This window comes from Enterobacter sp. RCC_40 (genome assembly GCF_041360735.1).
Taxonomy (GTDB): Bacteria; Pseudomonadota; Gammaproteobacteria; order Enterobacterales; family Enterobacteriaceae; genus Enterobacter; species Enterobacter ludwigii.
Genome location: NZ_JBFUPR010000006.1, coordinates 64,055 through 86,566, shown reverse-complemented (window position 1 = coordinate 86,566; position 22,512 = coordinate 64,055). Strand labels below are relative to the sequence as shown.

At 57.4% G+C, this 22,512-nt stretch carries 26 protein-coding genes; 21 read left to right on the top strand and 5 right to left on the bottom strand.

Annotation, left to right across the window (positions count from 1 at the left end; all coding sequences use genetic code 11):
- Positions 1 to 2 precede the first annotated feature (2 nt).
- The 4 genes from AB6731_RS18575 to tusA form a co-directional block, all read right to left on the bottom strand.
- Positions 3 to 1,289: a TRAP transporter large permease gene (locus AB6731_RS18575; RefSeq protein WP_014172020.1), complete on the bottom strand. Its 1,287-nt coding sequence runs from the start codon at positions 1,287 to 1,289 to the stop codon at positions 3 to 5.
- A 10-nt stretch (positions 1,290 to 1,299) separates the two neighbouring features.
- Positions 1,300 to 1,809, bottom strand: a complete 510-nt coding sequence (locus AB6731_RS18570; protein WP_014172021.1) for a TRAP transporter small permease — start codon at positions 1,807 to 1,809, stop codon at positions 1,300 to 1,302.
- An 11-nt stretch (positions 1,810 to 1,820) separates the two neighbouring features.
- Positions 1,821 to 2,792, bottom strand: coding sequence for a TRAP transporter substrate-binding protein (locus AB6731_RS18565; protein WP_346590180.1), 972 nt, complete (start codon positions 2,790 to 2,792; stop codon positions 1,821 to 1,823).
- A 191-nt stretch (positions 2,793 to 2,983) separates the two neighbouring features.
- Positions 2,984 to 3,226, bottom strand: coding sequence for a sulfurtransferase TusA (gene tusA / locus AB6731_RS18560; RefSeq protein ID WP_020884537.1), 243 nt, complete (start codon positions 3,224 to 3,226; stop codon positions 2,984 to 2,986).
- A 166-nt stretch (positions 3,227 to 3,392) separates the two neighbouring features.
- On the opposite strand from tusA, the gene AB6731_RS18555 reads away from it, so the two are divergent.
- Both AB6731_RS18555 and AB6731_RS18550 read left to right on the top strand, forming a co-directional pair.
- Positions 3,393 to 4,058, top strand: coding sequence for a 7-cyano-7-deazaguanine/7-aminomethyl-7-deazaguanine transporter (locus AB6731_RS18555; RefSeq protein ID WP_020884536.1), 666 nt, complete (start codon positions 3,393 to 3,395; stop codon positions 4,056 to 4,058).
- A gap of 72 nt (positions 4,059 to 4,130) precedes the next feature.
- A complete protein-coding gene (locus AB6731_RS18550; RefSeq protein WP_014172025.1) occupies positions 4,131 to 4,688 on the top strand; it encodes a DcrB family lipoprotein in 558 nt (185 codons plus the stop codon).
- Between the two features lie 4 nt (positions 4,689 to 4,692).
- Here AB6731_RS18550 and AB6731_RS18545 read toward each other — a convergent pair whose 3' ends face one another.
- Positions 4,693 to 5,910, bottom strand: coding sequence for an MFS transporter (locus AB6731_RS18545; RefSeq protein WP_324285060.1), 1,218 nt, complete (start codon positions 5,908 to 5,910; stop codon positions 4,693 to 4,695).
- A gap of 144 nt (positions 5,911 to 6,054) precedes the next feature.
- Between AB6731_RS18545 and AB6731_RS18540 the strand changes: the two genes are divergently transcribed.
- The 19 genes from AB6731_RS18540 (at position 6,055) to AB6731_RS18450 (ending at position 22,512) form a co-directional block, all read left to right on the top strand.
- Positions 6,055 to 7,104: an AI-2E family transporter gene (locus AB6731_RS18540; RefSeq protein ID WP_014172027.1), complete on the top strand. Its 1,050-nt coding sequence runs from the start codon at positions 6,055 to 6,057 to the stop codon at positions 7,102 to 7,104.
- 323 nt (positions 7,105 to 7,427) lie between these two features.
- Entirely contained in the window at positions 7,428 to 7,817 is a 390-nt protein-coding gene (locus AB6731_RS18535) for a hypothetical protein (RefSeq protein ID WP_020884534.1), read from the top strand.
- A gap of 67 nt (positions 7,818 to 7,884) precedes the next feature.
- Positions 7,885 to 8,949: a methyltransferase gene (locus AB6731_RS18530; protein ID WP_014172029.1), complete on the top strand. Its 1,065-nt coding sequence runs from the start codon at positions 7,885 to 7,887 to the stop codon at positions 8,947 to 8,949.
- Positions 8,950 to 9,013: 64 nt separating this feature from the next.
- Positions 9,014 to 9,736 carry a beta-ketoacyl synthase chain length factor gene (locus tag AB6731_RS18525; protein ID WP_371006649.1) on the top strand — a complete coding sequence of 241 codons (723 nt, stop codon included), beginning with the start codon at positions 9,014 to 9,016 and terminating at the stop codon, positions 9,734 to 9,736.
- The gene (locus tag AB6731_RS18520; protein WP_078774767.1) at positions 9,733 to 10,548 is read left to right on the top strand and encodes a 1-acyl-sn-glycerol-3-phosphate acyltransferase; all 816 of its coding nucleotides are present in this window, start codon (positions 9,733 to 9,735) and stop codon (positions 10,546 to 10,548) included. The genes AB6731_RS18525 and AB6731_RS18520 overlap by 4 nt, the downstream gene beginning before the upstream one ends.
- A complete protein-coding gene (locus AB6731_RS18515) occupies positions 10,529 to 10,786 on the top strand; it encodes a phosphopantetheine-binding protein (protein WP_020884530.1) in 258 nt (85 codons plus the stop codon). Before AB6731_RS18520 ends, AB6731_RS18515 begins: the two co-directional genes overlap by 20 nt.
- Before the next feature lie 13 nt (positions 10,787 to 10,799).
- Entirely contained in the window at positions 10,800 to 11,051 is a 252-nt protein-coding gene (locus AB6731_RS18510; protein ID WP_014172033.1) for an acyl carrier protein, read from the top strand.
- 6 nt (positions 11,052 to 11,057) lie between these two features.
- Positions 11,058 to 11,645, top strand: a complete 588-nt coding sequence (locus AB6731_RS18505) for a hypothetical protein (protein WP_014172034.1) — start codon at positions 11,058 to 11,060, stop codon at positions 11,643 to 11,645.
- Positions 11,638 to 12,999, top strand: coding sequence for an AMP-binding protein (locus AB6731_RS18500; RefSeq protein ID WP_221716997.1), 1,362 nt, complete (start codon positions 11,638 to 11,640; stop codon positions 12,997 to 12,999). The genes AB6731_RS18505 and AB6731_RS18500 overlap by 8 nt, the downstream gene beginning before the upstream one ends.
- Positions 12,986 to 13,339: a beta-hydroxyacyl-ACP dehydratase gene (locus AB6731_RS18495; RefSeq protein WP_020884527.1), complete on the top strand. Its 354-nt coding sequence runs from the start codon at positions 12,986 to 12,988 to the stop codon at positions 13,337 to 13,339. Before AB6731_RS18500 ends, AB6731_RS18495 begins: the two co-directional genes overlap by 14 nt.
- On the top strand, positions 13,330 to 15,021 hold the full coding sequence (locus AB6731_RS18490) for a glycosyltransferase (RefSeq protein ID WP_025202833.1): 1,692 nt from the start codon (positions 13,330 to 13,332) through the stop codon (positions 15,019 to 15,021). The genes AB6731_RS18495 and AB6731_RS18490 overlap by 10 nt, the downstream gene beginning before the upstream one ends.
- Before the next feature lie 3 nt (positions 15,022 to 15,024).
- On the top strand, positions 15,025 to 15,447 hold the full coding sequence (locus AB6731_RS18485) for a thioesterase family protein (RefSeq protein ID WP_014172038.1): 423 nt from the start codon (positions 15,025 to 15,027) through the stop codon (positions 15,445 to 15,447).
- Positions 15,444 to 16,049: an outer membrane lipoprotein carrier protein LolA gene (locus AB6731_RS18480; RefSeq protein ID WP_025202832.1), complete on the top strand. Its 606-nt coding sequence runs from the start codon at positions 15,444 to 15,446 to the stop codon at positions 16,047 to 16,049. The genes AB6731_RS18485 and AB6731_RS18480 overlap by 4 nt, the downstream gene beginning before the upstream one ends.
- Positions 16,018 to 18,342, top strand: coding sequence for an MMPL family transporter (locus AB6731_RS18475; protein WP_371006648.1), 2,325 nt, complete (start codon positions 16,018 to 16,020; stop codon positions 18,340 to 18,342). The genes AB6731_RS18480 and AB6731_RS18475 overlap by 32 nt, the downstream gene beginning before the upstream one ends.
- The gene (locus AB6731_RS18470; RefSeq protein WP_014172042.1) at positions 18,339 to 18,917 is read left to right on the top strand and encodes a DUF3261 domain-containing protein; all 579 of its coding nucleotides are present in this window, start codon (positions 18,339 to 18,341) and stop codon (positions 18,915 to 18,917) included. Before AB6731_RS18475 ends, AB6731_RS18470 begins: the two co-directional genes overlap by 4 nt.
- 1 nt (position 18,918) lies before the next feature.
- Complete coding sequence (locus AB6731_RS18465; protein WP_047355831.1) at positions 18,919 to 20,088, top strand: beta-ketoacyl-[acyl-carrier-protein] synthase family protein; 1,170 nt, start codon at positions 18,919 to 18,921, stop codon at positions 20,086 to 20,088.
- Complete coding sequence (locus AB6731_RS18460) at positions 20,085 to 20,558, top strand: 3-hydroxy-fatty acyl-ACP dehydratase (RefSeq protein WP_025202828.1); 474 nt, start codon at positions 20,085 to 20,087, stop codon at positions 20,556 to 20,558. Before AB6731_RS18465 ends, AB6731_RS18460 begins: the two co-directional genes overlap by 4 nt.
- A complete protein-coding gene (locus tag AB6731_RS18455) occupies positions 20,555 to 21,286 on the top strand; it encodes a 3-ketoacyl-ACP reductase FabG2 (protein ID WP_014172045.1) in 732 nt (243 codons plus the stop codon). Before AB6731_RS18460 ends, AB6731_RS18455 begins: the two co-directional genes overlap by 4 nt.
- Positions 21,283 to 22,512, top strand: coding sequence for a beta-ketoacyl-ACP synthase (locus AB6731_RS18450; protein WP_014172046.1), 1,230 nt, complete (start codon positions 21,283 to 21,285; stop codon positions 22,510 to 22,512). The genes AB6731_RS18455 and AB6731_RS18450 overlap by 4 nt, the downstream gene beginning before the upstream one ends.

Here is a 22,512-nt window from a genome sequence, read left to right as displayed (position 1 = left end):
CGTTACTGCATCCCTAACACGCGCGGCAGCCACAGCGAGATGGCTGGGATGTACGTCACCATCGCCAGCACCACCAGCAGCATGCCGTAAAACGGCAGCATGGCGCGAACCACATGCTCGATTTTCTGTTTACTTACCGCGCTCGCCACAAACAGCACCGAACCGACCGGCGGCGTAATCAGCCCGATCCCCAGGTTCACCATCATGATCATCCCAAAATGCACCGGATCGATGCCCAGCGAATTGGTTACCGGCAACAGCACTGGCGTCAGGATCAGGATGATCGGCGCCATGTCCATTAACGTGCCGATCAGCAGCAGCATGATGTTGAGATACATCAGGATCACGTACTTGTTATCGGAGAGCGAGGTGAAGAACTCGGTGATACGGCTCGGGAGCTGCATGTAGGTCATCACCGCGCCAAACGCCGCCGCAAAGCCAATCAGTATCATCACGATGGTGACGGTTTTCACCGTCCTGCACATCAGCTTCGGCAGCTCGTTCCACTTGTAGTCCCGGTAGATAAACATGGTGACAAAGAACGCCCACAGACAGGCCACAGCAGCGGATTCCGTTGCGGTAAATATCCCGGACAGTATCCCGCCGAGAATAATCACTACAGTCATCAGCCCCCACAGCGCGTCCAGCGTGATTTTCAGCGCCTGCTTAAAGGGAATTTTTTCCCCTTTCGGGTAGCCACGTTTGCGGGCAAAGCCCAGACACATTGCCATCAGGCTTACGCCGAGCAGCAGCCCTGGCAGCACCCCCGCGATAAACAGCGTCGCGATAGAGACCGTTCCGCCTGCCGCGAGGGAATAAATTACCGAGTTGTGGCTGGGCGGGATCAAAATCGCCTGTACCGATCCGCTGGCGGTCACCGCCGCCGCATAATCGCGCGGATAGCCCTTCTTCTCCATCTCCGGGATCATTACGCTGCCAATGGAGGCCGTATCCGCCACCGACGAGCCGGAAATCGCGCCGAAGAACGTGGAGGCCACAATATTCACCAGCGACAGCCCACCGCGAATAAAGCCAACAAACACGTAGGCGAAATTGACCAGCCGTCGGGCAATCCCCCCTTCCGCCATAATCGCACCCGCGAGAATAAAGAAGGGGATCGCCAGCAGCGTGAATTTATTCACCCCGCTGGTTATCTGAATCATCAGCGCCTCGAGGGGTAAATCTATCCACAACGCGCCCGCGACGGCGCTTAGCCCGACAGCAAAGGCCACCGGCATCCCCAGCGCCAGCAAAATGGCGAGGGTGAATAACAAAACGAATGCATCCATTGTTCACCCCTTAACTGTGGTTGCCGATCAGCACGACGGGACGGTTTTCCTGCGAGCCAAACAGCAGGCGCTCAATCACAAACAGGATCAGAACGGCAGAGCCCACCGGCAGCGGCAGATAGCTCTCGCCGGAGGTCAGGACCGGAAATTCGGCGACCGGTTGCTCCCAGAGTTCGACGCACAGCCAGTAGCTGTACCAGAACATCAGGCCAGCGATCAGCAGCATCAGCAGATCAACGGCCCGTGCGCAGACGGTTTTTAACGGCCCGGGCAGCCGGTCGGTGAGCATATTCACCGCAATGTGCGAACCGGCACGGTAGCTGACCGCCGCGCCGATAAAGGTGAAGGTCACCATGCAGATGATGGCAACCGGCTCCGGCCAGGATTCACCGCGGTTAAGCACATAGCGCGAAAAAATGCCGATGGGGATCACAATCGTCATCACCAGCAGCGAAATGCCCGCCACGGCCATCGCCAGCAGGTAGAGACGGTCCATCCACTTCAGATAGAGTTCGGACATACGTACTCCGGTTACTTGACGTCAGCGATGGCTTTCATCAGACCCTGATGCTTTTCGCCATACTGGGCGCGCACCGGCTCTGTGGCTTTGATAAATACCGTTTTGTCGATCTCGTGGAACTGCACCCCGCCAGCCTTCATTTTTTCCAGCGCCTGGGCGTTATAGGCTTCCCACAACTTACGTTGTTCAAACTGGGCTTCACGGGCCAGGGTCAGGATCTTTTTCTGCTCGTCGGCGCTGAGTTTGTCCCACTTCACTTTTGAGTAGAGCAGCATTTCCGGGGTGATAAAGTGGCCGCTGAGGGTGTAGTTTTTGGCGACCGGCATATAGTTATGCGCGACATAGGTCGGTGGATTATTCTCCGCGCCGTCAATCACGCCGGTTTGCATTCCGCTGTAAACTTCGCTTACCCCCATTGCCACCGCGTTAGCGCCCATATCTTTCAGCGTCGCCAGCGCCACCGGACTGCCCTGTACGCGGATTTTCTTCCCTTTCAGATCGTCGGGTTTAACAATCGGATCTTTGGTGATCAGGTTGCGGGTGCCGGAGTCCATCCAGCCGAGGAACACCAGTCGTGATTTCGGGTTGGCAGTTAGCTTATCGCCAATTTGCTTGCCGATATCCCCGTCGATCACTTTGTGCATGTGGTCTTCATCGCGGAAAACGTAGGGCAGCGTGAAGACTTCGATATCGGGCAGGATGGCCGCCACCGGCGCCATCGAGACGCGGATCATATCGATCGCCCCCATCTGCGCCTGCTCAATCATCTGTTTTTCATCCCCCAGCACGCCGCCGGGGAAAACCTTGATCTCCAGCTTGCCGTCGGTTTGTTGTTTGAGTTTTTCACCCATTTGCTGAACCGCCACCACGTTCGGGTAGCCTTCAGGGTGCACATCGGCGGCTTTGATGGTTTGCGCAGCGACAGAGCAGGCAAAAGCGGAGAGGCACAGGGCGGCCAGTAACGGCTTGAGGGTCGTTTTCATCGGGTCAACTCCAGGGTAGTGAGATAAGCGTTAAAACAGTGTTTTATTTTTGTACGCTTAAAAACTAGACTACGGCCGGAAAAGCGGAGGTGAAGCGCCTCACAAAAGCGTGAAATTTTGAAACGATGGTTTAGAAAGGTTTTCTCCCTCTCCTTGTGGGAGAGGGTCGGGGTGAGGCCATCAGGCCGCACTTACCCTTTACGGATCACATACCGGTACGGCAGCGTTTCGGTCTGCTGTGCCACCAGCTCATGTTCCATAAAGGTACAAAAACCGGGAATGTCGCGGGTGGTGGCGGGGTCGTCGGCGATGATCAGCAGCGTCTCACCGGTCTGCATGTTGCGCACGGTTTTACGTACCATCATTACCGGCTCCGGGCAGCGAAGGCCCTGAGCATCAAGGGTGTGGTCTGGGCTGGAAAACAGATCGGTCATGTTCTTCTCGGTCAGGTAAAAACGGCTGTAGTTTACGCCCCATCGTCGGCAATGCAACCAGGTTAACGATTGCGTAAAAACTAACCATTGCAATGTCCGGCCAAAGCAGTATCATGCTGCGGTTTTTATTGGGTTCCCTCACCCCAACGTATAAAAAGGTTACAACATGATGCAGTTTTCTGATTCACAGCGCGTTAAAGCGTTGTTCTGGCTTTCGCTTTTTCATTTGCTGGTGATTACCTCCAGCAACTATCTGGTGCAACTCCCGATCTCCATCTTTGGTTTTCATACCACGTGGGGCGCGTTCAGTTTCCCGTTTATTTTTCTCGCCACTGATTTGACCGTGCGTATTTTCGGCGCACCGCTGGCTCGCCGCATTATTTTTGCGGTCATGCTGCCGGCGCTGTTCATTTCGTACGTGATCTCTTCCCTGTTTTATATGGGAAGCTGGCAGGGGTTCGAGGCGTTAACGCACTTCAACCTGTTTGTTGCCCGTATCGCCTCCGCCAGCTTTATGGCCTACGCGCTGGGGCAGATCCTCGACGTTCACGTGTTTAACCGCCTGCGTCAAAATCATCGCTGGTGGATGGCACCCACGGCGTCCACGCTGTTCGGCAACGTCAGCGACACGCTGGCCTTCTTCTTTATCGCATTCTGGCGTAGCCCGGATGCATTTATGGCCCAGCACTGGATGGAAATCGCCCTTGTGGACTACTGCTTCAAGGTGCTTATCAGCATTGTGTTCTTCCTGCCGATGTACGGCGTCCTGCTGAATATGCTGCTGAAAAGACTCGCAGATAAATCTGAAATCACAGCATTGCAGGCTGGTTAAGGGTTCGCTTTATCAGTTGTGATAAGATGAGCCAATCAGCCGTTATGGCCGTTTATCGAAAGGAAGAAGTTAATGCGCAATCTGGTTAAATATGTCGGGATTGGCCTGCTGGTTGTGGGCCTTGCAGCCTGTGATAACAGCGACACGAAAACGCCTGCTCAGGGCGCGTCTGCAGAGAGCAACGCCACCGGTCAGCCGGTGAGTCTGCTGGACGGTAAACTCAGTTTCTCTCTGCCAGCAGATATGACTGACCAGAGCGGCAAGCTGGGTACCCAGGCGAACAATATGCACGTTTACTCCGATGCAACCGGGCAGAAAGCCGTTATTGTGATTGTGGGCGACGACACCAGCGAAGACCTGGCCGTCATGACCAAACGTCTGGAAGATCAGCAGCGCAGCCGCGATCCGCAGCTGCAGGTCGTGACCAATAAATCTATCGAACTGAAAGGCCACACGCTGCAACAGCTGGACAGCATCATTTCAGCAAAAGGCCAGACCGCTTACTCTTCCGTGGTGCTTGGTAAGGTTGATAACAAACTGCTGACCCTGCAGATCACTCTGCCGGCGGAAAATCAGCAGAAAGCGCAGACGGCTGCTGAAAACATCATTAACACCATCGTGATCCAGTAATTCTTCACGATGATGACGTGGCCTCCGGTGCCTGCACCGGGGGCCATTTTTTTAGCCGCCATGTCAGCATCAATGCGATAACCACCAGACCCGCCGCGGCAAGATAGATTACCGGAACCCCTGCCCACGCCATCACCAGCCCCGCCAGCGGCCCGGTAATGCCCAGCGACATGTCCATAAACACCGTGTAGGTCGCCAGCGCCGACCCCTGGTTCTGCTGTGGCACGGCTTTTACCGCGACCACGCCGAGTGCCGGGAAGACCAGCGAAAAGCCAGCGCCGGCGAGGAAAACGCCCATTTTCGCCATCCACGGTGCGGTGGCAATTCCGGTCAACACCAGCCCGACAATCTCTACCGCAAAGCAGATCAACGCCACATTCAGTCCCCCCAGACGGTTGATACCGTTCGGGAAGAGCAAACGCGCGCCGACAAATGCACAGCTAAACAGCGTCAGGGCAAAGGCTGCGCCGTCCCAGCCTTTGGCGTCATAGAAGAGAGTGATGAACGTGGCGATCACGCCGAAGCCGGTGGTTGCCAGCGCCAGCGCCATACCATAAGGCCAGACGCGCCCTAACACCGCCCTGAACGGCAGCGGCTTGCCTTTGCTGGCCTTCACCTTCGGGCGCGGCAGGGCAAACAGAATCGCGAGCAGCGCGACGACCATAATGGTGATAGCCAGCCCGGATAGCCCGCCATAGGCATAACAGATCACCCCCAGCGGTGCGCCCAGTGCCATCGCGCCGTAGGTGACGATACCGTTCCAGGAGATCACCCGGCCAATATGGGACGCACCCACCACACCCACGCCCCACAGCGTCGAACCGGTACCCGCCAGACTTTGTCCGATACCCAGAATCACTCGCCCCAGACAGAGCAGCGCCAGGCTGACCAGCGGCCAGTGGCTGGTGGTGGCGGCCAGCAGGTAGCCCAGACCACTCAGAAAACAGCCGCAGAGCCCCACAACGACGATGAGCTTTGGCCCATACAGATCCGCATAGCGCCCGGCATGCGGGCGGCTCAGGAGCGTGGCGAAATACTGCAGGCTGATGACCAGCCCCGCCCAGAATGCGCTAAAACCCATGACGTCATGGACATAGCCCGGCAACACCGCCAGCGGCAGGCCAATCGTCAGATAACTGGCGAAGTTAAAAATCACAACGGAAACAATGCGCAGATTGAGGCGCAATCCGCTCAGCGCCGGTTCGGCGGCATGCTCTGGCATGGGGTTTAACCTGAATTTTTACAACAGTGTTTCACTATTACCACGGCAGGATAAGAAAATCAGCACTGACTTTCAGATTATCGGCTCCAGACGAAGCGGCCACCGGGCACTACACTTAACGGGCTATCACATTAAGGAACCCGCATGATACCGAACCAGTCCGACAAAGCAGGACTTCACATCTTATTAAAACTCGCCTGCCTGGTGGTTATCCTCGCAGGTATCCATGCTGCCGCTGACATCATTGTCCAGCTCCTGCTGGCGCTCTTTTTTGCCATTGTGCTTAATCCGCTGGTGACCTGGTTTTTGCGCCGGGGCATCAGCCGTCCGGTGGCCATTACTATCGTGGTCATCGTGATGATGATTGCCCTGACAGCGCTTTTCGGCGTGCTGGCGGCGTCGCTCAGTGAATTCTCCACCATGCTCCCGCAGTACAACAAAGAGCTGACGCGTAAGATCGTTTCGCTTCAGGAGATGATGCCTTTTCTTAACCTGCATATCTCACCCGAGCGGATGTTACGCCGCATGGATTCAGAGAAGGTCATGACCTACGCCACCACCCTGATGACCGGCCTTTCCGGCGCGATGGCCAGCATCCTGCTGCTGGTGATGACGGTGGTGTTTATGCTGTTCGAGGTCCGCCATGTTCCTTATAAGCTGCGCTTTGCGCTGAATAACCCGCAAATTCATATTGCGGGTTTACACCGGGCCCTGAAGGGCGTGTCCAAATATCTGGCCCTGAAAACGCTGTTAAGCGTCTGGACCGGGGTGATTGTCTGGCTGGGACTGATGCTGATGGGCGTGCAGTTCGCGCTGATGTGGGGCGTACTGGCGTTTCTGCTGAACTACGTACCCAACATCGGCGCGGTGCTTTCCGCCGTGCCGCCGATGATTCAGGCGTTTCTGTTCAATGGCTTTTACGAGTGCATGCTGGTGGGGGCGCTGTTCCTGGTCGTGCATATGGTGCTGGGCAATATCCTTGAGCCGCGCATGATGGGCCACCGTCTCGGAATGTCGACGCTGGTGGTGTTCTTGTCGTTGCTGATCTGGGGATGGCTGCTGGGGCCGGTCGGGATGTTACTGTCAGTCCCGCTGACCAGCGTGTGTAAGATCTGGATGGAAACCACCAAAGGTGGCAGCAAACTGGCGATCCTGTTGGGTCCCGGACGACCGAAAAGCCGATTGCCGGGATAACGGCTCCCACAACGCGTAATTGTGCAACACACCGAAAATTACCGCGACGCTCACCGCGCGGTAATTTTCATTTTCGTTAAGGAGGATTTCGCGTTATTTATCCCGCCCTAATAAATGAATTGTCATGCAAATATTTATTTAACGCAAATTACATGACATATAATTCTCACCCTTTCGTTTCAATGCATTACACCTCCCCTCGCGTAAAATAAATACCCACTTTTATATCGACAAAAATTATCCTCATTAGCGATAATACTCCGCCAAAATATAATTTTTTAAAATTACTGATTTAAATTGTTATTATTGATACGGAGTTGTTGATGAAAAAGATCATTAAATGGTTTGCTGCTGTTGCTGTCGTCGGCGCACTGGCCGGTTGCGCGCGTACCGCCCCAATCGATCAGGTTCACGCTACTGTCAGTACAGGCCACACTGCTGAGCAGGTGAAAACCGCCATTCTGAAAGCAGGCCAGAAGCGCGACTGGATCATGAGCGAAGCGGGCCCGGGCGTAATTAAAGGCCGTCTGCAGGCACGCGACCACTCGGTCGAAATCCGTATTCCTTATTCTGCGACAAGCTATTCAATTAATTATGAAAGCAGTATGAACCTGAAAGCCGCCGACGGCAAAATCCACAAGAACTATAACCGCTGGGTGCATAACCTCGACCACGATATTCAGATGAACCTCTCTGCAGGTGCCGCGCTGTAATATTTTCCTCATGTCGGGCCGAAATGGCCCGATAACGTTTTTCTCGGCCTCATAAGGTTACGCACGCATGTACGAAAAGGACACCCTCAACGCGCTGGACGCCATTACCGAAGCGCAACGCATCGCTTTTGCGCCGATGCTGTTTCAGACCGCGCGTTGTCTGCGTAATTCGGGCGTGCTTTCCTGGCTGGATAAAAAAGGGAAAACAGGGGCAAGTCTCGAGGAAATAACCGAAAACAGTACCCTGAGCAGTTATAGCGTAAGCGTATTGCTGGATATGGGATTAAGCGGACGGATCGTTACCTGTAAAGAAGGACGCTATTTCCTGGCAAAGGTGGGCCATTTCTTATTGCATGACACCATGACCCGCGTGAATATGGATTTCACGCAGGATGTTTGTTACCAGGGGTTATTCCATCTGGCCGATGCCCTGCAGGAAGAAAAACCGGCGGGATTATCCGTGTTTGGCAACTGGCCAACTATCTATCCGGCATTATCACAATTACCCGCGCAGGCAAAAGAGAGCTGGTTCGCTTTTGATCATTACTATTCTGATGCCGCTTTCGACGCGGCGCTGCCATATATATTCGCAAGCTCGCCGACAAAATTGTACGATGTGGGCGGAAATACGGGTAAATGGGCGTTACGCTGCTGCCGCTATGACGACAATGTTGCCGTGACGATCCTTGACCTGCCACAGCAGATAACGCTGGCGCAGGAAAACATCGAAAAAGCAGGTTTATCTCATCGCATTGGCTTCCATGCTGTCGATATGCTTAGTCATGCGACATTGCCGGGCGAAGCCGATATCTGGTGGATGAGCCAGTTCCTGGATTGTTTCTCTCCGGACCAGATTGTCGCCATGTTGACTCGCGTTGCACAGGTTATGAAGCCCGGCGCGCGACTGTGCATCATGGAACTGTTCTGGGATGCCCAAAAATTTGAAGCCGCCTCATTCAGCCTGAATGCTACCTCGCTTTATTTCACCTGTATGGCGAACGGCAACAGCCGGTTTTACAGTGTAGAGAAATTTTATCACTACCTGGAGCGGGCCGGTTTCCACGTAGAACAGCGGCTGGACAACCTTGGGGTAGGTCATACCCTATTGATTTGTCAAAAAATTGAACAATAGAGCAGTTGAACTGCCCGGCAGGCTTGCCTGTCTTTTAATGATGGTTTTCCGCGGACGCGCGTAGATGAAATTTTCACTGAACATAATTGACTGGCAGGCAAGAGCGCCAGGCCTGAGCGATGTCGCAGAGTGGCAGGCGTGGTCACGCCAGCACCTTACCCTCGACCCGGCTGCGCCGCTGCCTAAGCTTACCGAACTGCCGATGATGACCGCGCGCCGCCTCAACTCGGGCAGTAAACTGGCGGTTGACCTCGGACTCACCCTGCTTCGCCGCCACGCGATTGATGCCGTTGTCTATTCCAGCCGTCATGGCGAACTGGAGCGTAATTTCCGCATCCTGCACTCCCTGGCGACCGGTCAGGCCGTCTCGCCGACAGACTTTGCCATGTCCGTGCACAATTCGGCGGTGGGCAACCTGACGATCACTGCGCGACACCCCATCGTCTCGTCTTCTGTTTCTGCCGGGCTGGACACCTTCCAGCAGGCATTATGTGAAGTGTTGAGCCTGCTTCAGGCGGGCTATTCCCGCGTCTTGCTGGTCGATTTTGACGGCGCCCTGCCCGATTTTTATCATCCGGGTTTACCGCCGCAGATGCCCACCTGGCCCTACGCGCTGGCCCTGGTGATTGAAGCCGGGAGCACACTGCAGTGCGAAACCCGCAGCGGCAGCACGGGTGAAGAACCTCCCCTGCCGCAGAGCCTGATGTTCCTGCAACGTTACCTCCGCGATGAACGGCAGTTTGTGGTTTCAGGCGAACGTCTGCTGTGGCAATGGACACGCGAATGAGCCGCCTGACTGCCCGTATCAACTGGTTATGGCGTCTCATGATGACCGGCTTCTGCTTCGTGCTGTTTGGCACGGGCGGGCTGTTGCTGTCGCTGGTGTGGTTCAATCTGCTGTTGCTGGTTCAGCGCGACCGCGCCAGACGCCGTCGCCTGGCGCGTCGCAGTATCGCGGCCAGCTTCCGCTTTTTCTTACATGTCGCCCGTGGCACCGGGGTACTGGACTATCGCATTCACAATCTTGACGCCCTTCGCGGGGACCGCGGTTGTCTGGTGGTGGCCAATCACCCGACACTGATTGATTACGTGATCCTGGCGTCCGTCATGCCCGAAACCGACTGTCTGGTGAAAGGTGCGTTGCTCCGCAACCCCTTTGTCAGCGGCGTCATTCGCGCAGCGGATTACCTGATTAACAGCGAAGCGGAAACGCTCCTCAGTGCAAGCCAGCAGCGTCTGGCCCAGGGCGACACGCTGTTAATCTTCCCGGAAGGCACACGAACCCGGTCGGGAGAGGCAATCTCCCTTCAGCGCGGCGCGGCAAATATTGCCGTGCGCTGCCACAGCGACCTGCGCATCGTGGTGATCCACTGCAGCGAACCTCTGCTGGATAAAAAAAGTCACTGGTACGACGTACCGCCCGTAAAACCTGTTTTCACCGTAGATGTTCGCGATCGCGTGAATATCGACGCTTTTTACGATGCAAAGACACAAGAACCGGCACTGGCGGCAAGGCAGTTAAACCGGCATCTGCAGCATCGATTAATATCAGGCCTTCAATCTTTGTCAGGAATTAATGATGCAAGCGCTTCATCTTGAAATTAAAAATCTCATCATCACCACGCTGAATCTGGACGAGCTTACCGCCGAGGATATCGATACCGATGCTGCGCTGTTTGGTGATGGACTGGGTCTCGACTCTATCGACGCCCTCGAACTTGGCCTGGCCGTGAAAAACCAGTATGGCGTGGTGCTGTCTGCCGAAAGCGAAGAGATGCGTCAGCACTTCTTTTCCGTCGCCACGCTGGCTTCTTTTATCAACGCTCAACGCGCCTGAGATGTGATCCGTTATGACTGAACAAGAAACCATTTATCAGGAAGTCTGCGAACTCCTGGCTACGCTGTTTGAACTCGACCCACAGGAAATCACGCCTGAGGCTCGCCTGTACGAAGATCTGGATCTGGACAGCATCGATGCAGTGGACATGATTGTTCACCTGCAGAAGAAAACGGGGACGAAAATCAAACCGGAAACCTTCAAATCTGTCCGTACCGTGCAGGATGTGGTTGACGCTGTCGCTCAGCTTTTGCGCGACGAGTAAACCACCGTGCCTGGAGGACGAGCGTTTCCGGCGATCCCACTCCTGACGGGAGTCGTGTTGCTGGCGTGGCCATTCCTGATTGGATTGGGGCTGACGCACAACGGTCTGCACTGGCTGTTGCCGCTGATGGCCCTGGTGCTGGTGCTGCGTCTGCATCAGGCGCGGCGAAACGCAGGCCCGATGCGGTATGTGGTGCAGTGCATTGCGCTGGCAGGCCTGGCACTCTGCGCGGCAAGCTATCTGCTGAAAGCGCATCAGTGGCTGCTGCTCTATCCGGTGGTGGTTAATCTCGTGATGCTGGCCGTGTTTGGCGGCTCACTGTGGACAACCATGCCGCTGGTTGAACGGCTGGCACGTCTGCGTGAACCGAATTTGCCTCCGGCGGGTGTGCGATATACCCGTAAGGTGACGCTGGTGTGGTGCGGGTTTTTCCTCGGTAACGGTGCGATAGCCCTGTTTACCGTGCTACACGGCGATATGCATGTCTGGACAGTGTGGAACGGTATGGTGGCTTATTTTCTGATGGGCACGCTGATGGCGACAGAGTGGCTGGTGCGTCAACGGGTGATGAAAAAAGAGAAGCTCGATGAATAAACCCCTCCCGCTTGGCCAGTGGTTAAATGCTCCACGCCCTGACGACATGCCGATCGCCTGGCTTGACGATCGCACCTGGACGCTGGGTGAGTTGCGCCACGATGTCACCTTGCTGGTAGAAGCATTGCGACAGCAGGAGGGTGAACGCTGGGCGCTGTGCTTTGAAAACAGCTACCTGTTTATTGTTGCGCTGCTGGCCTCACTGCATGCCGGTAAAACCCCGGTCATTCCAGGCCATAGCCGGGTCTCTCTGCTCGACGAACAGCAGTCGCTGTTTAGCGGTGTCCTGAGCGATCAGACGCTGGATATTCAGGGAAAGGTCATTGTGGTGACCTCCTCCCCCCAGACCGCGCGCCAATGGGCACCGTTGCCCGTCATTGACGACGCGCGCTTTGTTGAGCTTTTTACCTCGGGCTCCACGGGCACCCCACGCCGGGTCATTAAGCACATCACCAGCCTGGACCGTGAAGCATGCCTGCTGGCGAACCGTTTTGGCGAACGCCTGGCGGGCTGCAGCATTGTGGCCTCGGTCGTACCACAACATCTCTATGGCCTGACGTTCCGCATCATGTTGCCAATGGCGATGGGGCTTCCGCTGCACGCCGCCATGCTCTATTACGCTGAGCAGCTGGCGGCACTCCCTCACGACAGGCAGTACCTTTTTATCAGCAGTCCGGCGTTCCTGAAACGGCTGGATACCGAGCTGACTGCCCCTCCCGTCGTGATGCTGATCTCCGCCGGGGGAATGCTGCCCTGGTGCGATGTCACGGAGACCCATGGCTGGCTTAACGTCTGGCCGGATGAAATCTATGGCAGCACCGAAACCGGGATCCTCGCCTGGCGGCACCGTCAGGCGGACAGCGTACCCTGGTTCGCCTTCCCCGGTGTGGTGTTCCACAGTGAAGGGGAAATCTGCCGCGTGACCTCCCCGCTCATTCACGAAGCCGCAGGGTTAGAGCTGGACGATATCCTGCACTTCGACAGTAACGGTTTTTTTAGCATTGCCGGACGTCGTGGTCGGGTGGTCAAAATCGAAGAAAAGCGTATCTCACTGAACGAGATTGAACGTCGCCTGCTGGAGCTTGAGGGCATATGTGAAGCCGCAGCATTACCGGTTACCCGCGGAGGTCGTCAGGGTATAGGTGTCCTGCTGGTTCTGGATGAGAAGACCCGTCAGCGCTGGCATCAGCAGGGCAAAAAAACGCAGGAACTGGCCTGGCGCCGCGCCCTGCGGCCCTGGCTTGAGCCGGTCGCCGTCCCCCGCTACTGGCGCATTATCGATGAGATGCCGGTAAACAGTATGAACAAGCGTGTCTATGCGCAGTTACAGGAGTTGTTTCATGAAAATTCATGAAATCGAACGCCACCAGGCACAGCCGCAGCACCTGGAAATCGTTTTGCATCTTGACCCCTCCCTGTTCTGGTTCCAGGGGCATTTTGCCGTACAGCCGTTGCTGCCAGGTGTGGCACAGATTGACTGGGTCATGCACTACGCCACCACGCTGCTGGCGCCGGGTTACCGTTTTCACAGCATCCAAAATGTGAAATTCCAGGCCCCTCTGCTGCCGGATACCACGGTCACGCTGGTCCTTAACTGGCATGCCGAACGTCAGATACTGACTTTCAGCTACCAGCGCCATGCCGGTGACGATCGCCATACTGCCAGCAGCGGGAAGATTCGCCTGTGTCAGTAACCTTCCGCCCCTGCGTGCTGATCCCGTGCTACAACCATGGCGCGATGATGGCAAAGGTACTGTCGCGGCTGGCGCCGTTCGGCTTGCCCTGCCTGGTGGTCGATGACGGAAGTGACGAGCAGACGCGCCGTATTCTGGAGCGTCTGGCCGCCGGGCAGCCCCAGGTTACGCTGGTACGTCTGGCGCAAAACGCAGGTAAAGGTGCCGCGGTCATTAAGGGGCTGGAAGAGTCGGCCCGCGCGGGCTATACCCACGCCGTACAGGTGGATGCCGACGGCCAGCATGCTATTGAGGATATCCCCAAAATGCTGGCTCTGGCTGAGCGTCACCCGGAGGCGCTGATATCTGGCCAGCCCATTTACGATGAGTCCATTCCGCGCTCCCGCCTCTACGGTCGCTGGATAACGCACGTCTGGGTATGGATTGAAACCCTGTCCCTGCAACTTAAAGACAGCATGTGCGGTTTTCGGGTCTACCCGGTCTCGCCCACGCTGCAGCTGGCCGCACGCGTGCCGCTTGGTAAACGTATGGACTTTGACACCGAAGTGATGGTCCGTCTCTACTGGCAGGGCAATACCAGCTATTTTCTGCCGACCCGCGTTACCTATCCGCCGGACGGGTTATCCCATTTCGACGCGCTCAAAGACAACGTGCGGATCTCACTGATGCACACCCGGCTGTTCTTCGGCATGCTGACCCGCATTCCCACCCTGCTGTTTCGTCGTCGCCGCCAGCACTGGGCGCAACAGGACGAGGTGAAGGGCCTGTGGGGAATGCGCCTGATGCTGCGCGTCTGGCAGCTGTTTGGCCGCCGGGCCTTTACCGTGCTGCTGTGGCCGGTTATCGGGGTGTACTGGCTTACGGCCCGACCGGCGCGACAGGCTTCACAGCAGTGGACAGCACGAGTGAAGCAGGTGCTGACGCAGCGGAACATGCCTGTTCCGCCACGCCTTAACAGCTTTTTCCATTTTATGCGCTTCGGTAACGCCATGCTGGATAAAGTCGCCAGCTGGCGCGGCGAACTGAAGTTTCATCGTGACGTGGTCTTTGCTCCCGGTGCGTATGACGTGCTGGATGCTGACGCATCGCAAGGTAAACTGCTGCTCGCATCGCATCTTGGCGATGTGGAAGCCTGCCGGGCACTGGCTCAGCTGGAAGGCAGCAAAGTCATCAACGCGCTGGTCTTTAGCGATAATGCGCAGCGCTTTAAACAGATCATGACCGAGATGGCACCCCAGGCCGGGGTTAACCTGATGCCCGTGACGGACATTGGCCCGGATACCGCCATCGCCATCAAAGAGAAGCTTGAGCGCGGTGAATGGGTCGCCATTGTGGGCGATCGCATAGCGGTCACGCCACAGCGCGGCGGCGACTGGCGGGTGATCTGGAGTTCGTTTATGGGACAGCCCGCCCCGTTCCCGCAAGGGCCGTTTATCCTCGCCTCCATTCTGCGCTGCCCGGTGGTGCTGATTTACGCCCTGCGTCAGCAGGGTGCGCTCACGATACACTGCGAGCCGTTTGCCGACCCGCTGCTTCTGCCACGCGGGGAGCGCCAGCAGGCGCTGCAACAGGCCGTCGATCGCTATGCACAGCGGCTTGAACATTACGCCTTAATGTCACCGCTCGACTGGTTTAATTTTTTCGATTTCTGGCACCTGCCGGATGCCAAAGAGAAGGAGTAAAGGGTGCTGACCGATCCCCGCTTTACGACCGAAGTAGAAATCACCGTTCCGTTCCACGATGTCGATATGATGGGTGTGGTCTGGCACGGCAACTATTTTCGCTACTTTGAGATTGCCCGCGAGGCGCTGCTCAACCAGTTTAACTACGGCTATCGCCAGATGAAGGCGTCAGGCTATGTCTGGCCGGTAGTCGATACCCGGGTGAAATACCGCGATGCGGTGACCTTTGAGCAGCGCATCCGTGTGCGCGCGCACATCGAAGAGTATGAAAACCGTCTGCGCATCGCCTATCAAATTTTCGACGCGCAAACCGGTAAACGCACCACCACCGGCTATACCATCCAGGTGGCCGTCGAAGAAGCCAGCCGTGAAATGTGCTTTGTCAGCCCGGCTATATTGTTTGAACGAATGGGAGTTACGCCATGAGATGGTTGCCTGTGCTGGCACTGATGATCAGCCCGCTGGTGAGCGCCGTGACGCTGGATGAGCTGCAGCAGCGGTTTACCGGGCAACCTGTCGTGCGCGCACATTTCGAACAGGTCCGGACGATTAAGGATCTGCCGCAGCCGCTGCGCTCGCAGGGCGAAATGTTGATCGCACGCGACAGCGGCCTGCTGTGGGATCAAAAAGCGCCTTTCCCCATGACGTTGTTGCTGGATGATAAACGGATGATCCAGACGATCAACGGCCAGCCTCCGCAGACCATCACCGCCGACAATAATCCGCAGATGTTCCAGTTCAACCACCTGCTGCGGGCGCTGTTCCAGGCCGACCGCAAGGTGCTGGAAGAGAACTTCCGCATCGATTTTCGCGATCTCGGCGAAGGCCGCTGGTCGCTGGTGCTGACCCCCACAACGACACCGCTGGACAAAATTTTCGCCACCCTCGATCTGGGCGGCGCGACCTACCTTGAGACGATTCGCCTCAACGATAAGCAGGGCGACCGTACCGATATCGTCCTTTCCCGCCACACACTGACGCCCGCCAGCCTGACCGATGACGAACGCCAACGCTTTGCCGCACCGTAAATCCCTGCGCCCGGCGCTGCTGTGGGCGACGGTATGCCTGATTCTGTTGGGCGTGTTGCTGTCGCTGCTGCCCGGCGCGCGTCTGAACAGCAGCGTACTGGCTATGCTGCCGAAGCAGACGCTCGGGGCAATCCCGCCGGCACTCAACGACGCGTTTATACAGCGTCTTGACCGCCAGCTTGTCTGGCTGGTCAGTCCCGGTAAAGAACCCGATCCGCGGGTGGCGCAGCAGTGGCTGGATCTGTTGAAAAACAGCCATTCGCTCAGGGAGGTTAAAGGCCCGATGGACGCCGCCGGGCAAAAGGCCTGGGGCGAGTTCTTCTGGCAGCATCGCAACGGCCTGATTGATTCGGCCACCCGGGCCCGCCTGCAAAACGGCGGTGAGGCGCAGGCGCAGTGGATTTTATCCCAGCTCTACTCGGCCTTTTCCGGCGTGAGTGGCAAAGAGTTGCAAAACGATCCTCTGATGCTGATGCGCGGCTCGCAGCTGGCGCTGGCGCAAAACAGCCAGAAGCTACGGCTGATGGACGGCTGGCTGGTTACCCAGGATGCCAGTGGAAATTACTGGTATATGCTGCACGGTGAGCTGGCGGGATCATCGTTTGATATGCAGCAAACCCATCAGCTGGTAACCACCCTTACCGCCCTGCAGGAGACGCTGAAAACGCGCTTTCCGCAGGCGCAGCTGCTCTCACGCGGTACCGTGTTTTACAGTGATTACGCCAGCCAGCAGGCAAAACGGGACATCTCCACGCTGGGCATCGTCACGATCCTTGGGGTTATCCTGCTGATCCTGGCAGTGTTTCGTTCCCTGAAACCCCTGCTGCTGTGTCTGATTTCCATTGCCACAGGTGCGCTGGCGGGCACGGTGGTGACGCTGCTGCTGTTTGGCGAATTGCATCTGATGACGCTGGTGATGAGCATGAGCATCATCGGAATTTCAGCGGATTACACGCTCTATTACCTCACCGAACGCATGGTGCACGGCGCAGAACATTCCCCGTGGCAAAGCCTGGCCAAAGTGCGTAATGCGCTGCTGCTGGCGCTGCTGACGACCGTTGCCGCCTACCTGATTATGATGCTGGCCCCCTTCCCCGGGATCCGCCAGATGGCGGTGTTTGCCGCGGTGGGGCTGAGCGCCTCCTGCCTGACGGTGATTTTCTGGCATCCCTGGCTGTGCCGTGGTTTGCCGGTGCGTGCGGTTCCGTTTATGGTCCTGATGTTGCGCTGGCTGGCCGCCTGGCGACGCAATAAAAAACTCTCTGTGGGCCTGCCTGTGGTACTGGCGCTGGTCTCGGCTGCCGGGCTTGCCACCCTGAAGGTCAACGACGATATCGCCCAGCTACAGGCGCTGCCCAAAGACATTCTGGCGCAGGAGAAAACCATTACCGCCCTGACCGGGCAAGGTGTCGATCAGAAATGGTTTGTGGTGTATGGCGCATCGCCGCAGCAAACGCTGGAACGGCTGGAAGCCTTTACCCCGGCGTTAGCCCAGGCCCAAAAAGCGGGGGATATTACCCGCTGGCGGACCCTGCCCTTAAATTCGCTGGCGCGCCAGAAAAGCGATCTGCTGCTGTTGCAGCAGGCCGCGCCGGCCATAACGAACGCGCTGCGAAACGCGGGGCTGAACACCGTCACACCGAATCTGAACGCCATGCCCGTGAGCGTGGAGGCGTGGCTCGCCAGCCCGGCCAGCGAAGGCTGGCGTCTGCTGTGGCTGACCCTGCCTGACGGCGAAAGCGGTGTGTTAGTGCCGGTGGACAACGCCCGCAACAGCGCCGCACTCAGCGAAGTAGCCGCCCGTCATGCGGGCGTCGTCTGGGTCGATCGCAAGGCCAGTTTTGACAGCCTGTTTGCGCTCTACCGCACGCTGTTAACGGGACTCTTGTTTGTCGCGCTGGCGGTGATTGCCTGCGGGGCGATGGTACGCCTCGGCTGGCGAAAAGGGCTTATCAGTCTGGTCCCGTCCGTGCTGTCGCTCAGCTGCGGGCTGGCCGCGCTGGCCGTCACGGGGCATTCGGTAAATCTGTTTTCACTGCTGGCGCTGGTCCTGGTGCTCGGCATTGGCATTAACTACACGCTGTTTTTCGGCAACCCGCGCGGTACGCCGCTGACGTCGATGCTGGCCATCACGCTGGCGATGATGACCACGCTGCTGACGTTAGGCATGCTCGTGTTCAGCGCCACGCAGGCCATCAGCAGCTTCGGTATTGTGCTGGTGAGCGGCATTTTTACCGCCTTCCTGCTGGCGCCGCTGGCGATGCCTGTTAAGAAAGAGAGAAAACGAAAATGAATGCTTTTTACCGCGCAGCCGCGCTGGTCGCGACGCTGCTGCTGGCAGGCTGTAGCCATTCGACCGATACTGAAGGGACACGTCCGCAGGCCTGGCTTCAGCCGGGAACCCGAGTGACGCTGCCGCCGCCCGGTATTACCCCGGCGGTCAGTTCGCAGCAGCTGCTGACCGGAACCTTCAACGGACAAACGCAGTCCCTGCTGGTCATGCTCAACGCGGATGATCACAAAGTGACGCTTGCCGGGCTCTCTTCCGTCGGTATCCGTCTGTTCCTGGCGACTTACGACGACACCGGGATCCACACCGAACAGTCGATCGTTGTACCGCAGCTGCCTCCCGCCAGCCAGGTACTGGCCGATGTGATGCTCAGCCACTGGCCACTCAGCGCCTGGCAGCCACAACTGCCGAAGGGCTGGACGCTTAAAGACAAGGGCGATCGGCGCGAGCTACGCAATGCCAGCGGCAAGCTGGTCACTGACATTGTCTACCTGCAACGCAAAGGCAAGCGCGTGCCAATCAGCATCGAGCAACACGTCTTTAACTACCACATCACCATTCAATATCTGGGTGACTGAGATGATTTACATTTCTGCTGTTGGCATGGTCAACGCGCTGGGTAACTCGCTGGATGAGATTGCCGCTAACCTGACGGCGGGCGTAGCCCCTGGCATGCATTGTCGGTCCGGCTGGTTGCAGGATGCGCCCGACGCCGTGCTGGGTGGCGTGGAAGGCGAGTTGCCGTCCATTCCGGATACCCTGTCCGCGCACCGCACCCGCAATAACCAGCTGCTGCTGGCCGCGCTGGCACAGATTCAATCCGCCGTTGACGACGCGATTGCCCGGGTCGGCCGCGACCGCGTGGCCGTGGTTTTGGGTACCAGCACCTCCGGCCTCGATGAAGGGGATGAGCACGTACGATTAACGCTCAACGGCGAAGCCAGCACCCGGTGGCAGTATCCGCAACAGGAGCTGGGCGATCCGTCCCGCTTTCTGGCAAACTGGTTACAGCTCGAGGGCCCGGCATATACCCTCTCGACCGCCTGCTCCTCCAGCGCGCGGGCAATCATCAGCGGCCGGCGTCTGATTGACGCCGGGCTGGTGGATATTGCCATTGTTGGCGGCGCAGATACCCTGAGCCGGATGCCCGTCAATGGCTTTCACAGTCTGGAATCGCTTTCTCCAACGCTCTGCGAGCCGTTTGGCCGCGACCGTCGGGGTATCACCATTGGTGAAGCCGCTGCGCTGATGGTGTTGACCCGTGAGCCCGCCGGGGTCGCGCTGCTGGGAACAGGCGAGTCCAGCGATGCTTACCATATTTCGGCGCCGCATCCGCAGGGTGAAGGCGCCATTCGCGCCATTACCCAGGCGCTCAATGACGCGGGTCTGCAGCCGGAGGATATTGGCTATATCAACCTGCACGGCACCGCCACACCGCTCAACGATCAGATTGAATCACACGTGGTACACGACCTCTTTGGAGAAAACGTGCCCTGCAGTTCTACCAAACACCTTACCGGCCATACGCTGGGCGCTGCCGGTATCACCGAAGCGGCGTTGAGCTGGCTTATTCTGACGCGTGACCTGCCGTTACCCCCACAGGATTTCGCCCGCTACGCGCCGGACGAGACGCTGTCGCCGTGCGGCGTGCTGCACCAGAGCACCGCGCTGAAAAAACCGGTCATTTTATCTAACTCGTTCGCGTTTGGTGGCAACAATGCCAGCATCCTGTTGGGGAGAGTGTCATGAGCTACTTATCACCCGTCGACTATCTGCCGCACGATGCGCCAATGATGCTGCTGGGATCCGTTGAACGCGTCACAGACGATTCCGCCGTATGCCGTGTCGCGGTCAACGGCCAAAGCGTACTGGCGCCCTTTTTGAATGCGGAGGGCGATTTACCTGGCTGGTACGCGCTCGAACTGATGGCGCAGACCGTTGGCGTCTGGTCAGGCTGGCATCGCCAGCAGAAAGGGCAAGATCATATTGCGCTGGGCATGGTGCTGGGTGCGCGCGAGTTGGTCTGCGCCAGTGGACGTTTCGCAAAAGACGCGACGCTGGACATCACCGTCAGACTGCTGATGCAGGATGAACGCTTCGGCAGTTTTGAATGTACGATCTCCTCAGGTGAGGAGACGCTGGCCACGGGCCGGGTCAATACCTTCCAGCCGAGCGCAGAAGAATTAACATCGCTTTTTAATCAGGGATCTCACGCATGAGTCGTTCCGTACTGGTCACCGGGGCCAGCAAAGGCATTGGTCGTGCCATCGCCTGCCAGCTTGCCGCTGACGGGTTTACCGTAGGCGTACATTACCACCGTGACGCCGCAGGCGCGCAGGCGACGCTGGATACCATCACACAGGCGGGCGGTCAGGGTCGCCTGCTCTCTTTCGATGCAGGTAACCGCGAACAGTGCCGTGACGTGCTGGAGCAGAATATCGAGGCCCACGGCGCATGGTATGGCGTGGTCAGTAATGCCGGTATCACCCGCGACGGTGCGTTTCCGGCCCTCAGCGAAGACGACTGGGACAGCGTCATCCATACTAATCTCGACAGTTTTTATAACGTTATTCAACCCTGCATTATGCCGATGATCGCCACCCGAAAAGGGGGGCGCATTATCACTTTATCCTCCGTGTCCGGCATGATGGGCAACCGCGGTCAGGTGAACTACAGCGCGGCAAAAGCGGGCATTATTGGCGCGACCAAAGCACTGGCAATTGAGCTGGCAAAACGCAAAATCACCGTGAACTGCATTGCGCCGGGGCTGATTGATACCGGCATGATTGAAATGGAAGAGGCTGCGCTGAAAGAGGCAATGTCCATCATTCCCATGAAACGAATGGGCCAGGCCGAAGAGGTTGCAGGACTTGCCAGCTATCTGATGTCAGATATTGCAGGCTACGTTACCCGCCAGGTCATTTCCATTAACGGAGGAATGCTATGACGCGTCGCGTGGTGATTACCGGTATGGGCGGCGTTACCGCCTTCGGTGAGGACTGGCAATCCGTTTCCCGCAGGCTGCTGGCGTATGACAACGCGGTACGCAAAATGCCGGAGTGGCAGGTTTACGATGGCCTCCACACTCTGCTGGGCGCGCCGATTGATGATTTCACCCTGCCGGAACACTATACCCGCAAGCGTATTCGCGCCATGGGCCGCGTGTCGTTGATGTCGACCCGCGCCACCGAGCTGGCGCTGGAGCAGGCGGGGCTGATTGGCGAGGCGGTGCTCACAAATGGCCAAACCGGTATCGCCTATGGTTCCTCCACAGGCAGTACCGGGCCGGTCAGCGAATTCGCCACCATGCTCACCGAAAAACACACCCACAACATCACCGGTACGACCTATGTGCAGATGATGCCGCACACGACCGCGGTGAATACCGGCCTGTTCTTTGGCCTTCGGGGTCGCGTTATCCCGACGTCGAGTGCCTGTACGTCGGGCAGTCAGGCTATTGGCTACGCCTGGGAAGCCATTCGTCACGGTTATCAGACCGTGATGGTCGCAGGCGGAGCAGAGGAGCTTTGTCCGTCAGAGGCGGCGGTATTTGACACCTTATTCGCGACCAGCCAGCGCAACGATGCGCCGAAAACCACCCCTTCGCCATTTGATACGCAGCGTGATGGTCTGGTCATTGGGGAAGGCGCAGGCACCCTGATTCTGGAAGAGCTTGAGCATGCCAGAGCACGCGGTGCAACTATCTATGGCGAGATCGTTGGCTTCGCCACCAACTGTGATGCAGCCCATATTACCCAGCCACAGCGAGAAACCATGCAAATTTGTATGGAGCAGTCGCTGGCGTTAGCAGGGTTAAGCGCGCGGGACATGGGGTACATCTCCGCGCACGGTACCGCCACCGACCGCGGTGATATCGCCGAAAGCCAGGCCACCGCCGCCATCTTTGGCGACAACGTGCCAATTTCGTCGCTGAAGAGCTATTTTGGCCACACGTTAGGCGCCTGTGGGGCGCTGGAAGCCTGGATGAGTCTGCAGATGATGCGTGAGGGCTGGTTTGCCCCGACGCTCAATTTAAGACAACCGGATGAGCAATGTGGTGCTTTAGATTATATTATGGGTGAAGCCCGTCAGATTGACTGCGAGTATCTGCAAAGCAATAACTTCGCATTTGGCGGCATCAACACGTCGATAATCATCAAACGCTGGGCGTAA

Excerpts from the sequence above, each read along its gene's own strand:
- AB6731_RS18470 (WP_014172042.1), top strand. The coding sequence starts at position 18,339 with ATGAATGCTTTTTACCGCGCAGCCGCGCTGGTCGCGACGCTGCTGCTG.
- AB6731_RS18550 (WP_014172025.1), top strand. The coding sequence starts at position 4,131 with ATGCGCAATCTGGTTAAATATGTCGGGATTGGCCTGCTGGTTGTGGGC.
- AB6731_RS18460 (WP_025202828.1), top strand. The coding sequence starts at position 20,085 with ATGAGCTACTTATCACCCGTCGACTATCTGCCGCACGATGCGCCAATG.
- AB6731_RS18555 (WP_020884536.1), top strand. The coding sequence starts at position 3,393 with ATGATGCAGTTTTCTGATTCACAGCGCGTTAAAGCGTTGTTCTGGCTT.
- AB6731_RS18535 (WP_020884534.1), top strand. The coding sequence starts at position 7,428 with ATGAAAAAGATCATTAAATGGTTTGCTGCTGTTGCTGTCGTCGGCGCA.
- AB6731_RS18565 (WP_346590180.1), bottom strand. The coding sequence starts at position 2,792 with ATGAAAACGACCCTCAAGCCGTTACTGGCCGCCCTGTGCCTCTCCGCT.
- AB6731_RS18510 (WP_014172033.1), top strand. The coding sequence starts at position 10,800 with ATGACTGAACAAGAAACCATTTATCAGGAAGTCTGCGAACTCCTGGCT.
- AB6731_RS18575 (WP_014172020.1), bottom strand. The coding sequence starts at position 1,289 with ATGGATGCATTCGTTTTGTTATTCACCCTCGCCATTTTGCTGGCGCTG.
- AB6731_RS18500 (WP_221716997.1), top strand. The coding sequence starts at position 11,638 with ATGAATAAACCCCTCCCGCTTGGCCAGTGGTTAAATGCTCCACGCCCT.
- AB6731_RS18475 (WP_371006648.1), top strand. The coding sequence starts at position 16,018 with ATGACGAACGCCAACGCTTTGCCGCACCGTAAATCCCTGCGCCCGGCG.
- AB6731_RS18545 (WP_324285060.1), bottom strand. The coding sequence starts at position 5,910 with ATGCCAGAGCATGCCGCCGAACCGGCGCTGAGCGGATTGCGCCTCAAT.
- AB6731_RS18465 (WP_047355831.1), top strand. The coding sequence starts at position 18,919 with ATGATTTACATTTCTGCTGTTGGCATGGTCAACGCGCTGGGTAACTCG.
- AB6731_RS18530 (WP_014172029.1), top strand. The coding sequence starts at position 7,885 with ATGTACGAAAAGGACACCCTCAACGCGCTGGACGCCATTACCGAAGCG.
- AB6731_RS18525 (WP_371006649.1), top strand. The coding sequence starts at position 9,014 with ATGAAATTTTCACTGAACATAATTGACTGGCAGGCAAGAGCGCCAGGC.
- tusA (WP_020884537.1), bottom strand. The coding sequence starts at position 3,226 with ATGACCGATCTGTTTTCCAGCCCAGACCACACCCTTGATGCTCAGGGC.
- AB6731_RS18515 (WP_020884530.1), top strand. The coding sequence starts at position 10,529 with ATGCAAGCGCTTCATCTTGAAATTAAAAATCTCATCATCACCACGCTG.
- AB6731_RS18455 (WP_014172045.1), top strand. The coding sequence starts at position 20,555 with ATGAGTCGTTCCGTACTGGTCACCGGGGCCAGCAAAGGCATTGGTCGT.
- AB6731_RS18570 (WP_014172021.1), bottom strand. The coding sequence starts at position 1,809 with ATGTCCGAACTCTATCTGAAGTGGATGGACCGTCTCTACCTGCTGGCG.
- AB6731_RS18450 (WP_014172046.1), top strand. The coding sequence starts at position 21,283 with ATGACGCGTCGCGTGGTGATTACCGGTATGGGCGGCGTTACCGCCTTC.
- AB6731_RS18520 (WP_078774767.1), top strand. The coding sequence starts at position 9,733 with ATGAGCCGCCTGACTGCCCGTATCAACTGGTTATGGCGTCTCATGATG.
- AB6731_RS18540 (WP_014172027.1), top strand. The coding sequence starts at position 6,055 with ATGATACCGAACCAGTCCGACAAAGCAGGACTTCACATCTTATTAAAA.
- AB6731_RS18480 (WP_025202832.1), top strand. The coding sequence starts at position 15,444 with ATGAGATGGTTGCCTGTGCTGGCACTGATGATCAGCCCGCTGGTGAGC.
- AB6731_RS18495 (WP_020884527.1), top strand. The coding sequence starts at position 12,986 with ATGAAAATTCATGAAATCGAACGCCACCAGGCACAGCCGCAGCACCTG.